The following is a 14,547-nucleotide window of genomic DNA, read 5'->3' on the forward strand; positions in this document are numbered from 1 at the left end:
CTTTAAGTAATAATTTTAATCTCAGTTTCAGATATCTTTTAAGCATATTCTTTACTAAATATTTTTCTTTTGAATAGCAATGCAATTTTTTGAAAATAAACTCCTGCTTTTTTCCATTCCTCATCACTTATGAAAAAACCGTAACACATCATAAATAGAATCTCAAAATCATGAATCATCATAAAAATATAAATTCCCAGATGGATCAGTATTCCAAGAGCGAATACAACATATTTCCCGGTTTTATGCCAGGCAAGAAAAGGAAATGCTAACTCCCAAATTAACGTAATATAGGTGGAAAGCGTCACAAAAATTCCATTTTTTGCTAAGATGTTATTCATTTCTGTTCCTTTAAATCTTTCTAATTGCAGAGTATAATAAGTGGCAACACCACTGAACCAAACTTTAGCATTGAATTTGAATATGGCAGAAACGAAATAAATCAAAGATAAATGAATTTTTATAGATAAAACCGATATTTGATTGACAAAATAGCTGATACTGTCTTTTTTTTGCTCGGTACTGTTATTCAAGGTAAAATATCTGTAACAATCTGTAAAAATCATGTATAGTAAAAGAAATTTCAGCAAGTTATCACCACCATTTAATATAAAAGGATAGGCTCTTTGAACGATTTCCACAGAGATATATAACAATAATGGAGTGATATACCTGAAAATTCCAAAGGCAAATAAAATGCTTAGTAACAATATGACACTAAGAATAATATTAATGTTTTGAAAAATAGTAGACTGATGAATACCAAATAGCTGAAATATCTGATTCACCGGAGCTGCTTTCAGAAATGTAGCATCAGTGATTAAATCCTTATTAAAAAATAGTTGTAAGTATTTTTTAAACACATGTATTGATATCAATATCCTGAAAACAGAAAGGTATATATAGTGATTTGAATGGAATAGTTTTTTCATTTTAAAAAGGATATGGATTGAATGCAATTACTTTAGATTCTACATTGGGCTTTTTACTTTCTCTATTGGCAAACTTTTTAATTTCTTCAGAATTTATGTTTATGGTTACATATTTTACTGACTTTAATTTCTCTACGGACATTTTATCTTTTCCAACAATCTTTGCATAGTCTTTCAATAAAAGAAAACCTTGAACCTGTTCAGGGACTTTATTGAGTCTTTCTACTGCAAGAAGATTTGCATTGTGAAGATCTAATCCAGGCTGTTCGGTGTTTATTTCAGTTCTTTCTTTCACGATTGTATTCACAATACCTTCAATAGATCCATAAATTGTATAATCTACCATTTCGGCTCTACCATTAAATGGCCTTGTATTTCGTTTTGATTCTATAATTGAAGAATAAACTTCGAAAGCGGCAATTTCATTTTTATTTTCATCCAGATAAGTAAAATAAAGCTTGTAGTTAAATTGCGGTGGAGGAGCAAAAAAACTCCACTTTTGAGCAAAAAAGGTAGAAAATATTTTCATCTCTTTTTGGTACTCAATTTTTATAAAATTATTGGGTGAATTATATAAAAATGTAAAAAGCCAATAAATTGATACACAAGTAACTATAAGTATTTTAATTGCTTTTTTCATAATTATTGGGAAAAAAAATGGCTCATTGTACTAATGAGCCATTAAATCATTATTAGTCTAAGTTCTGAGTGCTTGCTGAAACCTCATCTGTTGCATGTAGACCATCTACTATAGCTGAAACAACCATTACTGCAAGAAGAACGGTACCGGCAACAGCAGATACACTTGAACCTGGAGGAAGTGCCTGGCGTGATGTGTTAGAAGACTGTACTTGGTCACCATAAGCGATACCTTGTGCTTTAACTACATTAGGCACTAAGAAATTTAATGCAAATACGAATGCCATTCCACCTGCGAAAACTGAGTTTCTGATTTTTTTGTTCATGATAAATTTTGTTTTTTTTTGATAATTAATTTTGCCATATAATCCCTGGCATGGGCGTTTTGCTGATCAGCGTTATTTCATTTTTATATTGCGCAGATATTAAAATAAAAAGGTTAAGATTATTTGTTGTTCTAACCAAGGCAAAGATGCGTGTGTTTTTTTGGGGACACAAGAAAAGGATCGCGGGATTTATAAATTTTGGGTGAATATCCTTATGAATTTATAAATTTAGATAAGGGATTTTTAAAGCTTAAGTAGTTGTTTATTAGTTTTTTATATTGGATAAAATATCCTGCATAAAAACTTATGAGAAACTCATGTAAAGTTTCTTTGGGGAAGGGAAATAATATCAGAAAATGGAAGTAGAAGCGGTGATTTTGAAAAAATTTTTATAAAGATGATTGATAGGCCATCGTTTTATAATATCTCAGTAGGTAATCGTAAATCACCATTTCAAATAATCTCTGTTGAGAAACAAATAATCTATTAATATTCATATGAAAAATGCTCTGAAATAAAATTTGCAGAGGCATTTCTAAAGAGTGGTTGTTCTGTTTATGAAGAATACTTTGCAGCGCTGAGTGTTTTTCTTCAATATTATAAATAATAGCGTTTCTTTCTTCCAAAAACTCTTCGGAATTAATAAAGTGTACAAATGTAGGTTTAAACTCTCGGTATTTTTTGTCTAGCTGGCTATTGAGTCTTTTATCTGCATTAAATTCTTGTTTAAAAGTAGTATTATAATGTTTGATCCACTCCAGTTTTTTTTGAATGGAAAGATTCAGTTTATTCAACATCTCATCAATGTAAAACAAGCTAACCATGATCTTTTCTTCATCACTATAATGCAGACATTTCAGCGTAAACTCACTGTTTTTGTGAAAGAGTGTTTCCACTTCTTCCATTGTATTTTTTCCGTACCTTTCCATTTCCCGGTTATAGGTATCGGTCATAATGGTAAAGATCTCTCCGCTGTCTATATAAGGCTGAAAAAGTCTATGGGCTGCAGTAAGAATTTCATTGTAATATTGGGGATCATTTAATTTTAATCTTATCCTCAAATGGGATCTGGGATCATAATACCGTATGAAAAACCACTCGGATATATAGCCGTTTGTCTGAAAAAATTCTATTAAAGGCTGTATCACTTCTTCAAGGATACCATCAGAAGTTTTTATACCTGTGTATATTTTCAGGTATAACCAATCGCTTCCGGGGATAAAAGTTCGTTGCATTGTTAAATCTTACTTATTTTTATCTTTAATCGCTTTATACATTGGAAAAATAAACTCTCGTCTAAAATGATCATTTTCATCATATAAAAATTCTTCTATAATGATTGATTTTTCACTTTTAACGGTTTGAATAAAAAGCTTTGCCATGTCATAATTTTCGAGAGTCATGGTTAAAGTATTATCGAATTTAGACCATTGAATCCAGTTTGGAATTTTTCTTTTATTTCTCCAGCTTTTTATTTCTTCTAAAAAATCTTTTTTGTTACTCTTTAGCTGATCTAACAAAAAAATATCTTTTTCTGTAATCTTCCATCGTGCTTTTGAAAGAATGATATTATGGTATTCTATCCTTGGCAAAAATGTATAAATATATTCTAAATCACCCCAGTTAAAATAAAGTCCAGGTCTGATATGCTGTGCATGCAAGTCGGATAGGAAATGATAAACAGGTAATGTATTTGTATAATAATTATGAGCGTTTGTCAGATAAGGGATAATCCTCTTATTTAGTTTTTTTGAACGTAAAATAATCTCATCATTCTTTAAAGAAATATAAAGATCTTCTGTTGAAATCTGGTTTTCTGCGGGCAATAGAGATTGAGCTAAATAAGGAATCTCATACGCTCTCAAAGTAGGCCTCCGTATTATATTTCCTATTCTTGCTTCTGGTAAATGGATGATTTCGGCCAGGATCTCATCAGGTCTGAGTTCTTCTTCTTTTTGAGCAATATTTTTGAGGAGATTCTGTACTTCCGATTTTTCGGAACAAAATCGCCCTAACAGGGTACCGGCACTACTTCCTGTACTTGCATTTAAAAATATTTTTTCCTGATGATTTTCAGAAATAATTTCAGCCATGATAGATGTTGTATCAGGCATATCATCCCAGTTTTCTTCAAAACCTTCAAAATCCGCATCTGTTAGTTTGATACTGTATTGACTGTCTAATAAAGCTTCCTGTAATTTCTTATTAAGTATGATCTGAACCGGAGTAAACTCAATTTTTTTGTTTTGTTTTTCCTGCAGAGTAGGAAGTGCCAAATCTTCTATATAAGGATGGATACCCTTTGAAGATACATTTTGCTTATATCCAATACCTATTTCAGTGTCCAAGACATAGAGTAGGGGCATTTCCTGAGTATCAAACTTTTCGGTAAAAGCTTTTTTAAATTTTGAAAATTGAGTTTCTTTTTGTTCTAAAGTAATCTTATTCAGAAAACTTATTCCTTTTTTTATTTCCTTTTTCCAACTTGTTGATAAGTAAAAACAAGATTTATTATAGAGATCCGTTTGAAAGAGATATTTTTGTTCATAATCCATTGTAAGGGATTGTACTATCTCTCTGATTTCATCATATAATTTAGTTGGATTCCCAATATTTAAATCCAGTTTCTCCAGCTTATTTTTTAAGGAAACCAACATTTCAGTTTCGTTTTTTATTCCTAATCTGTTGAGAACAGTAATGATAGCGTTTAAAAAATCGGTTCCTGATACATTAGGTTCCAGTTCACTTACCAGAACCTGATTTTCAATTAATTCTTCTACAAATTCTCTTGCATCATTTTCTGTTATCTCTTCATTAATAAGGATATGCGAAATCTCGCTAATGGTTTTACCTTGTTCTGAAAAATTTATTATTTGCTGTAATTCTGCAGATATTGGCGCAGAGGAAATAATGTATTCTCTTTTTCCTCCTCTATATTGATATTCTATATAACGGATTTTGTGGCCTATTTTATAGATCGTGTTATTAGGCGAAAATAAAAGCTTGTTCTTTACAATTGGTAGCTGTGTAAAATATTGAGCCAGAGAAACAAGTAAATGCATATCCAATTTGGTATCCCGTAATAATTGGTCTGCTGGTAGCTGATTTCCTGTTTTGTGGTTGGAAAAGTTAGATGCTTCTACAGAAAATTCACCTAACCCTATTCCAGAAAATAAGCCGAATGGGGTACAACGTGTACTCATTCGGCTATAATATTTTAGTAGGGTATTTTTTAGCTTGTGATGTTCTTTGGGTGAAAATTGTTTTTCTGAGTTCAGCCATTTCTCAAACTCCTCATATAAATTGGAGGAAGCAAGATAAATAGACTCCTTAAAAACAGGATTATTAACAATTTCTTTTAATTTCACATCTGAAATTTCATCTTGATTGAGCTGTTCCTGAAAGCTCTTTCGTGAGAATAAAGGGGTACGTACTACATACTCACTAAAAAAATCATAAGGGAAACGTGACATTTATTTTCTTGTATGTTCTTTGGGTTGGTAGTCAGGATGTCCTAATTGCCAGAATGCAAAAGTGAATATATCATCAATGTTGGTATATCGTTGATCCACTGCAACATTATTTCCATGACCTCCTTCAAAATCTATTTTTAATAATTGAGGATTTGAAGAAATATCATTAAACATTAATTTAGCAGCATATTTTACGGGCTCCCAGACAATAACTCGTTGATCATTTATTCCTCCGGTTATAAAGGTCGCAGGATATTTTTCTCCTTTTTTAATATGATGATAAGCATCCATTTCCAGTAAATTTTTAAACTCTTTTGGATCCTTAACCGTTCCAAATTCTTTAGGCTGGCCATTAGGAGTTATTTCATCTCTTAGCGGATTCATTACTCCTACTTCAGCAATAACTACTTTAAAAAGATCTGGTCTCTCTGTCATGGCTCTTCCTACAGTAATTCCTCCTGCACTGGCACCCCAAATCGCTACTTTTTCCTTTGAAGTATATTTTTCTTTTATCAGATATTCTGTACAGTCTATCAAATCCCTCCATGTATTAGGTTTGGTCTCTTTATATCCTCCTAAACGCCACTCTTCTCCTTTTTCTCCTCCACCTCTGACGTGAGCTATGGCAACCATTCCGCCCTGAAGAACCCATAATAAATAAGTCTTTGAAAAATAGGGATTGGTAGAAATTCCATAAGAACCGTAACTATCAATGAGGGTCATATTCTTACTATCTTTTTTTATATTTTTATTATAGAGTAAGGATACAGGGATTTCTTTCCCATCTCTTGATTTTACAACAATTTCACTTACAACAATATCCTTGAACTCAGGATAATTTGCAACGGGTGCAAGATTTTCTGGTGTAAAAGTATTGGTTTTTAGATCATATTTAAATGTTTGTTCCTCATTTGCCCAGCCAGAGCAAGTGATCCAAATATCAGAATAGCTTTCGCTTTTAGATCTTAAATTAATGTCTCCGGAAGGATAGGGAATCTCAATAGCATGATTTTGCCCGTTTTTATGTAAATATAGCTTGGCTTCCACACCGTTTTTTGTAGTGGTATAGTAAATGCCATCTTTTGTAATTCTGTAACTTTTAATAATCTCATCCTTTTTTTCAGGAATCAAAACTTCACCATTCTTAAAGTCTGGATTGATAACACTGGTTTTACATAACTTATTAAGAGATGTATTATAACCTGATATAAAAAATATTTTATCTTTTTGAAAATCTAAACTCTTTACTTTATCGGCCGGATTGGAAAATAATTTCCAATTTTTTTTACCTGATAATAAATCCTGCTTACTGATGATAAATGTTTTTCTGTAAGATTGGAAATCAACTAACATTCCGATATAATATTGATCCTCGATGTTATAGTCTAAAATTATGGGAAACTGATCTTCGGTAATATGCAAATCTGGATTATTCTTAGCCGAAAAAACGTCTATAGAAGTATTGGGATCAGTTCCTATTTTATAGAAGACCGTTTTCGTATTTTTATAAAAATTCTGAGATGTTGGGTCGGTTGTAGAAAATTCTACATAGATAAATCCGGTATTGTCATCCGTCCATTTTATTCCATCGAAAGTGGCAGGTGCGGAGTTGGTAATGATTTCAGGATGAACGTATTTGGTTTTTACATCCATAATGATTACTTCTGATACTTCTTTTCCCTTTTCAGACATTGAAACTGCTATTTTGCTAGCGTCCCAGCTTGGGCTGATGTAATTGATAACAAAAGAATGATTTCCATCTTTTTCTTTATACATCACAGGATCATATAGTAATATTTCTTTACCTAAGAAACCCTCCCGATAGTATAGTTTAGCGATCTTTTCATCGCCATTTTTCTTTAAATAAAAATATTTGTCATTATTGGTAATTTTCAAATCCGATATAGAGTAGCCCTGCCTTCTGTCAAATTCCAGCCTTTTTTCCAGATAATAATTTTTTTTGGGAATTTGATTTAATATAGAATTTGTATAATTTGTTTGGGATTGCATCCAATTTGTAGTCGAGGGGTTTTGAAGATCCTCTAGATTTCTATATTCATCTATTATTTTAGTTCCAAAATAATTTTCTGTTATAGGTTTTGAAGGTGCTGCATTGTTTTTTTGAGCATATAAAGGAAGTACAAAAAAGATTGCAATAATGACAAATATTAATTTTTTCATATTTATTTAAGGCTTGATTGTCTGTCTAATGGGAGTATTTGGATCAATATCACCATTTTCATCAAGACCCAGTTGATAACCAAGACCTCCCTTAATTGTTCTTAAATCATTAATCCTCATAATCTGTACTTTTTTTAAAGACAATTTCTTTTGCCCTTTGTTTTCTTTTTTCATGATTGTTCTTGTTAAAAATTATTAGTTTACAAAGAAAGTAATATTTCTTTGACCTAACCAATAAAACATTTATAGATTTATAAATACACGTTTATAAAATGTGAATAAAATAATAATGATCAATAAGTTAAAATCAAAATACAGATAATGTATTTTCTTGAAAAAAAGAATATTTTTGTACAGTATAGAAAAATTAATGAAAAAGATATTCCTACTTTTATTTACCTTCTTTTGTAGTCTCTTTTTTACTCAAAGCAAAATTGATAGTTTAAGATTATTGAATTATGAAGAGTTAAAAAATAAGTTTAATGTTTATGATGAATCTAATAAAAGGTTAGAAGCAAAAGCTATTTCTCGATATTATTTATCAAAAGCAAAAAAAGAAAAAAATATCCTTGAAACTGCAGAAGGCTATAACCTTATACATTTAACCGAAGATTTTCCACTGGCTTTAAAGTATGTTGATAGTATGGCCTTGATTACAAAAAATGTGAAAGGAGATATATATCCGGCCAGAACATTTATCATAAAAGGAAATTTATACTATAAATATGACAACTTAAAAGCTGCCCTTGATAATTATATTTTAGGTTTAGAATATTCTAAAAGGCAAAAAAATGTAAAGCAGATCGCTTATGCCAATATGAATATTGCCTATTTAAATAGTTATATGGGAAACAATAAAGAAGCAGCAAAAACATTTCGGTATTATTTATTAAACTCCCAAAATATAACAGATGAATATCAGCATGATCAAATGCGGGTAAGTCTTGCTTACTGCTATATTAAAATAAATAAAATTGATTCTGCCAGATTTTTCATTCAGGAAGGATTACATTCTCCCTTCGTGAAAAAGAATAAATATAATATGAATCAATATTTATATTTATCGGGTCAACTGAATCTTAAAACCAAAAATTATCAAACCGCTATTGCTGAGCTCACCAAGGCATATAATTATTTTTCAAGCATTAATGATAACAATCAAAACTTTGTCTTATATAGCCTGGGAAAATGTTATGAAGAATTAAATAATAAACAAGAGACGATAAAATATTTTACCCAAATAGATGCTCACGTAAAAGAAACAGAGGTTACTTTTCCAGAATTAGGAGATGTATATACTTCTCTAATAGATTATTATAGGGAAATTGGGGATAAAGAAAAACAGCTCTATTATATTGACCGTTTTCTAAAAGTTGACAAAAAGCTTGATGATCAGTTTCGGTACTTATCAACAGAACTACACAAAAAGTATGATACTCCCAATCTTCTACAAGAAAAAGAAGATATAATAAACGAATTAAAAAATAAGAAGACATTTTTATATGCTTCTGTTAGTATTTTAATATTAATACTGTTGATGTTTATATATTTTTATTACAAAACGAAGAAAGCTGAGAAAAGACATCGAAAAATTGCTCAGGATCTGATTCATTTGATTGAAAAAAGAAACCTTGAAACCATTGAAAATAAAAATGATCAACAGATAGAGACTGATGAACCGGTAAAAGTAGAAAGCGAAAGTAAAACGATTAAAACTGTTCCTGAAGATGTAGCGCAATCTATCTTAAAGGACCTGGACACTTTTGAAAACAAACGTCACTTTTTAAAAAATGGTATTACATTAACAAGTCTTGCAAAAAATATAAAAACCAATACTGCGTATCTGTCGGAAATTATTAATACCCACAAGGATAAAAATTTCACAACTTATCTTAATGATTTACGGATTGATTATGTTTTAGATCAACTTGTAAAAGATAAAAAATTTCGTTCTTATAAATTACCGGTTATTGCAGAAGAAATTGGCTATAATAATGTACAGGCATTTTCTATTGCATTTAAGAAAAGAACGGGAACTACCCCTTCTATCTATATTAAAGAGATTGAAAAATCAATTTCGAGTTAAAACAATTGAAAATCAATTATACAAATTTCCGTTCCTATTTTCTTTAAAAGAGACATTTTATACCACTAAACTTCCTATGCACAACATTAAACATTTGTTTAAAAAACCATAAAAGATATTTAAAACTCAGTTAACAGCCTTCTTCCTGAGATACCGTTGCTTTGCAAAAAAAGTAATGATGGAAAACAACAACCAATTCAACAGAAGAAGATTTCTTAAAAATTCATTATTAGCAGCCGGAGGAATTTTTATTGCTCCTTTAATTGAAAGCTGCAGCGATGATTTTACCGAAAATGGGAATGCTCCCGATGATCTTAAAAACGGAGGTTTTGAATCCGGTGTAGCGAGTTTTGATCCCAGTGCTACAGGAATCATCATCTGGACCCGATATTCCAAAGGAACTGATGCAGAGATTACATGGGAAATAAGTAAAAACAGCAACTTTTCAGAAGTAGTAAGAAGAGGGCAGACCAATGCTACGGGAGTGAATGACTTTACAATAGCGGTGGATGTACAAAATATTTCTTCCAATACAAAATATTATTACAGATTCTATAATACCAAAACCAAAGAAGTGAGTGTAACAGGGGAAACTCTTACTTTACCTTCAAAATCAGATGCCGTAAGTGAAGTGAAGATGGCAGTAGTGTCTTGTTCTAATTTTCCTGCAGGGCTTTTTAATGTATATGGAGCGATTGCAAAATCGGAAGCTGATGTAGTGGTACATCTTGGGGATTATATCTATGAATACGCACCGGGACAATATGGTACGAATCCTTACACCAACCCATTAGGAAGAGCCCATCAGCCAGCAAAAGAAATTCTTAACCTCAGCGATTACAGAGAACGATACAGACAGTACAGAGGCGATAAAAATCTTCAGCTTCTTCACCAGAAAAAGCCATTCATCTGTGTTTGGGATGACCATGAATTTGCCAATGACACCTATAAATCAGGAGCAGAAAACCATCAGCCTAATGAAGGAGATTTTCAGGCAAGAAAAATGGCCGCTTTCCAGGCATACAGTGAATATATTCCTCTTAAAACTGGGAAGGACATGAGAATTTACAGAAGTTTCAACTTCGGAAATATCGTTTCCCTTTACATGATGGATACGAGAGTGATTGCAAGAGACAAACAGATGGAATATTCGGATTATCTTGATAACACGGGAAATTTTAATCAGCTACAGTTTAAAACCGATTTCTTAAGCACCAGCAGAAAACTGATCGGAAATGAGCAGATGTCATGGCTGAGCTCGCAGATCAATGGTGATACGGCAAAGTGGAAAGTGCTTGGACAGCAGATTTTAATGACTAAAATGATGGTTCCAGCTGAATTATTGATGCTTTTGAATCAGATTTTAGCAGAAATAAAACAACATGGAAGCGCACAGCCGGCTACGATGCAGGCACTTCAGAATACCATCACACAACTGATTATTCTTAAAACAAGATACAAACAGCAGGATCCTACATTAACTGCACAGGAAATTGCCAGAATTACAACAACTCTGCCTTATAATTTAGATGCATGGGACGGATATTTCATGGAAAGAGAACAGCTTTATTCTCTTCTCGCGGGAAAAAATGTAGTGGTACTGGCTGGAGATACCCACAATGCATGGTTAGGAAAGCTGACCGATGCTCAGGGTAAATTCATCGGAACAGAATTAGCCTGCAGTTCCGTTTCTTCTCCTGGTCTTGAAGGATATCTGGGAATCAGCTCAGATCCTACAAAAGCAATAGAACTGGCTCAGGCATTTTCATTGCTGATTGATGATCTGGAATATGCCAATCTCTACAAAAGAGGATATCTGCATGTGAAATTTACTGCTGGCAGTTCTGTGGCAGAATGGAGATTTGTAGACAATGTGATCTCCGATACTTACAATACGACAAGGGAAAAAACCTATACAATTTCATAGTTTCAATAAACATATTTATTTTCAATTAAGTAAAAAGAGTCATGGTGTGCCACTGTGGCTCTTTTATGTTATTCCCTTTTTTCGTATCTTGAACAGATGCAAGAGGATATAAGAAAAGATTTTTTACCATTAGTTTCTAAAACATGGTGGTTCATGACCTGGCTGACCAGGATTTCTGGGATGCTTTTATTGTTGGCCGCCTTTCTGTTGATATTGGGATTGCCTGTTGTGATTAGCGATAAAGTGGTACTATTTGTTGTCATAGCAATACTATATTATCCGGCTCTTGCATTCGGTTTATATCGTTTCTTTCTTCATCAGAAGAAAATCAGAAAAAGAGTGGTTAGAAAGATAAGGGTTGATGATCAGGGAATTCATTATAAAAGAGCAGATGGAACGACAGATCATGTCCTTTATCAGAACCTGAAAAAATATTGTTTTTCAGATGAATATGATGTAAGCATTACCCCAAGAAACAAAATCTATGTATTGTGGGTAAATGACGGTGGCTCAGTAGCAGAAGTTGATTTTGATGGAATAGAAGCAGGCTACAGTTCTTATATTGGAAATTTAAAAGCCTTACGAAGAAGATATATTCAGGGAATTGTGTACTTCAGACCGGACTTGCACATTGATCCCTTAGTTTATGACGTCTACTATATCAATCCTGTTGATTTTACATTTGATAAAAAAAAGTATTGGACAGCATTTGCGCAGACTTTTGCAATATTGATCGTATGCTGTACAGTATTAGGAATTATTATGTTGGGACTGGTTAAATGGCTTTTTTAAGAATAGACCTCATCAGATGATGGAGGATTAAAATTTCCACCTCCCTTCAATTTTATTTTCCCATCTCAAAATCTTATGCTTATATTTATTTTATATTAAGGTTTGGCCAGCCAATAAGATAGAGAGTATTTCTTTAGAAACTAATGCTGGATTTAAAATTAAGTGAATGAAGAATTTGAAAAAACAGCTCGGACAGTTTCCCGATGAAAAAAGAAAAGAATATTTCAGTACACTTCCCAATTATCTCAACGGAAGATTTCAGAATATATTGACAACACCTGCATTATTAGAAGGCGAAAGTATGACCAAACTGCTTCTGCAAAGCCTTTGCAAGGTAGAAAATACATCACCAAAGAAAGCTCTTCCTTTTGTAGTAACTGATCTCAACAATCTTCAGCCTGATGAAAATGTACTGGTGTGGTTTGGGCATAGTTCCTATTTCATACAGGTGGATGGAAAGAAATTTCTGATAGATCCTGTTTTCAGTGGAAATGCTTCCCCCATGCCAGGTTCTATAAAGGCTTTTCAGGGAGCCGATTATTATAAACCGGAACATATGCCGGATATAGACTTCCTGCTTATTTCACATGACCATTGGGACCATCTGGATTATAAAACTGTTCAGGAATTAAAAGATAAAGTAGGTAAAGTTATTTGCGGCTTGGGAACCGGGCAGCACTTTGAATACTGGGGCTGGAATTTTGACAGAATCATCGAAAAAAACTGGTGGGAAAGTATAGACATTGCAGAAGGTTTCAGAGTTACCCTTACTCCGGCAAGACATTTTTCCGGAAGATTACTGAACCGTAATATTTCACTCTGGACTTCCTTTGTTTTAAAAACTCCAACGAAAAATCTGTTTTTAGGTGGTGACAGCGGTTATGGAAATCACTTTACACAAATTGGAGAACAATATGGACCATTTGATTTAGCCATCATGGAAACCGGGCAATACAATGAAAAATGGCCTTACATTCATACTTTGCCGGATCAGTTGATGACAGAAATAAAAGAACTGAAAGCCAAAAACTTTATTCCGGTACACAACTCCAAATTCAAGCTGGCGCAGCATACCTGGTATGAACCTTTGGAGCTTGCTTCGAAACATGCAGAAGAAAGTAATATTCCAATAACACTTCCTGTGATCGGAGAAAAAGTAAACCTAGATCAGCTGGGAACAATCACCTGGAAAAAGTGGTGGGAAGAATATATTTAAAATTAAAAAACCTGCTCATCACTGAGCAGGTTTTTCCTTCTTATCAAAAAAATAATCACTACAAAGGCTCCTTATGGTTTACCTTAGTATGTATAATATCGTAAAATACTGCTGGGTTGGCTGCATCAGGGGTAATTCTATAAGTAAACGTGGTTTCGTTCAGAACCAGAATATCCACAACACGCGTAAAAGTAGGAGTGGTAAGGGTTCTTTTTTTTCCATCCGGAGAAATAGACCAGGTTCCTTCAGACCTCAACACATCATTCAATCCAAAAATTTTAAAAGTTCCGTTAGCTTTGAAATAAGAATAGCCTACAAATCCGGATACACTGGCATCAGTTAACGCTACACTATTACCACTTTTATCTTTCGCACCTGTTGTTTCCCAGGGAGTGGAAGCCAGGGTAAGCTGTCCGTTGGTGGGTTCTGCATGAGCAGTTTTCGTATGGATGATATCATAATAAACAGACGGATCGCTGGAGTTGGGACGAATTCTGTAGGTAAATTCATTTTTATTTAAAACAAGAATTTCAACGTCACGGGTGAAAATAGTAGTTCCATCCGGATTCAATGCTGCAATAGTTCTGGTTTTTCCCTGTGCGTCTACAGACCATGTTCCCATAGATCTCAGCACATCCGTAAGATTGTAAATGGCAAACTTCCCATCTGCTTTGAAATAAGCAAAACCTACATATCCGGCAACACTGGCATCAGTAAGGGCTACACTATTTCCGTTTTTATCTTTAGCTCCTGTCGTTTCCCATGGAGTAGAAGACAATGTCTGTGAGGGAGTCTGCTGTTCAATAATAATTTCATCGTCATCATTTGAACATGAAACGAAAGATGCTGACAACAAAACAGCTGCAGACAAATAACATAATTTTTTCAGGGTATTCATAAGGGTATTTTTTAAGTCTTTGCAAACTTATTCCTAATAAATATCAATACATTGTATAAAACATTTCTTTTGTTGTA

12 protein-coding genes are annotated in these 14,547 nt (G+C 33.0%); 4 read left to right on the forward strand and 8 right to left on the reverse strand.

The window, feature by feature from the left end; genetic code table 11:
- Positions 1-38: 38 nt before the first annotated feature.
- From ODR02_RS13185 to ODR02_RS13215, 7 genes are all read right to left on the reverse strand, one after another.
- Positions 39-932: a hypothetical protein gene (locus tag ODR02_RS13185; protein ID WP_105720503.1), complete on the reverse strand. Its 894-nt coding sequence runs from the start codon at positions 930-932 to the stop codon at positions 39-41.
- A 1-nt stretch (position 933) separates the two neighbouring features.
- On the reverse strand, positions 934-1,572 hold the full coding sequence (locus ODR02_RS13190; RefSeq protein ID WP_309513116.1) for a hypothetical protein: 639 nt from the start codon (positions 1,570-1,572) through the stop codon (positions 934-936).
- A 52-nt stretch (positions 1,573-1,624) separates the two neighbouring features.
- Complete coding sequence (locus ODR02_RS13195) at positions 1,625-1,828, reverse strand: hypothetical protein (RefSeq protein WP_123864365.1); 204 nt, start codon at positions 1,826-1,828, stop codon at positions 1,625-1,627.
- Between the two features lie 458 nt (positions 1,829-2,286).
- A complete protein-coding gene (locus ODR02_RS13200) occupies positions 2,287-3,132 on the reverse strand; it encodes a thiopeptide-type bacteriocin biosynthesis protein (protein ID WP_309513115.1) in 846 nt (281 codons plus the stop codon).
- Between the two features lie 9 nt (positions 3,133-3,141).
- Positions 3,142-5,370 carry a lantibiotic dehydratase family protein gene (locus ODR02_RS13205; RefSeq protein ID WP_309513114.1) on the reverse strand — a complete coding sequence of 743 codons (2,229 nt, stop codon included), beginning with the start codon at positions 5,368-5,370 and terminating at the stop codon, positions 3,142-3,144.
- Complete coding sequence (locus tag ODR02_RS13210) at positions 5,371-7,551, reverse strand: prolyl oligopeptidase family serine peptidase (RefSeq protein WP_309513113.1); 2,181 nt, start codon at positions 7,549-7,551, stop codon at positions 5,371-5,373.
- 6 nt (positions 7,552-7,557) lie between these two features.
- Positions 7,558-7,725: a hypothetical protein gene (locus ODR02_RS13215; protein WP_209785951.1), complete on the reverse strand. Its 168-nt coding sequence runs from the start codon at positions 7,723-7,725 to the stop codon at positions 7,558-7,560.
- 196 nt (positions 7,726-7,921) lie between these two features.
- On the opposite strand from ODR02_RS13215, the gene ODR02_RS13220 reads away from it, so the two are divergent.
- The 4 genes from ODR02_RS13220 to ODR02_RS13235 all read left to right on the forward strand — a co-directional run bounded on the left by ODR02_RS13220 (position 7,922) and on the right by ODR02_RS13235 (position 13,572).
- Positions 7,922-9,637 (forward strand): helix-turn-helix domain-containing protein, encoded by a 1,716-nt coding sequence (locus ODR02_RS13220; protein WP_309513112.1) that lies wholly within the window; start codon positions 7,922-7,924, stop codon positions 9,635-9,637.
- A gap of 175 nt (positions 9,638-9,812) precedes the next feature.
- On the forward strand, positions 9,813-11,564 hold the full coding sequence (locus tag ODR02_RS13225) for an alkaline phosphatase D family protein (protein ID WP_408915820.1): 1,752 nt from the start codon (positions 9,813-9,815) through the stop codon (positions 11,562-11,564).
- Between the two features lie 96 nt (positions 11,565-11,660).
- The gene (locus ODR02_RS13230) at positions 11,661-12,356 is read left to right on the forward strand and encodes a hypothetical protein (RefSeq protein ID WP_309513110.1); all 696 of its coding nucleotides are present in this window, start codon (positions 11,661-11,663) and stop codon (positions 12,354-12,356) included.
- Between the two features lie 166 nt (positions 12,357-12,522).
- Entirely contained in the window at positions 12,523-13,572 is a 1,050-nt protein-coding gene (locus ODR02_RS13235) for an MBL fold metallo-hydrolase (RefSeq protein ID WP_309513109.1), read from the forward strand.
- Positions 13,573-13,630: 58 nt separating this feature from the next.
- On the opposite strand, the gene ODR02_RS13240 is transcribed toward ODR02_RS13235, so the two are convergent.
- On the reverse strand, positions 13,631-14,470 hold the full coding sequence (locus ODR02_RS13240) for a DUF4822 domain-containing protein (RefSeq protein WP_209785946.1): 840 nt from the start codon (positions 14,468-14,470) through the stop codon (positions 13,631-13,633).
- Positions 14,471-14,547 lie beyond the last annotated feature (77 nt).

Source organism: Chryseobacterium sp. CFS2, from assembly GCF_036543225.1.
Classification (GTDB): Bacteria; Bacteroidota; Bacteroidia; order Flavobacteriales; family Weeksellaceae; genus Chryseobacterium; species Chryseobacterium culicis_A.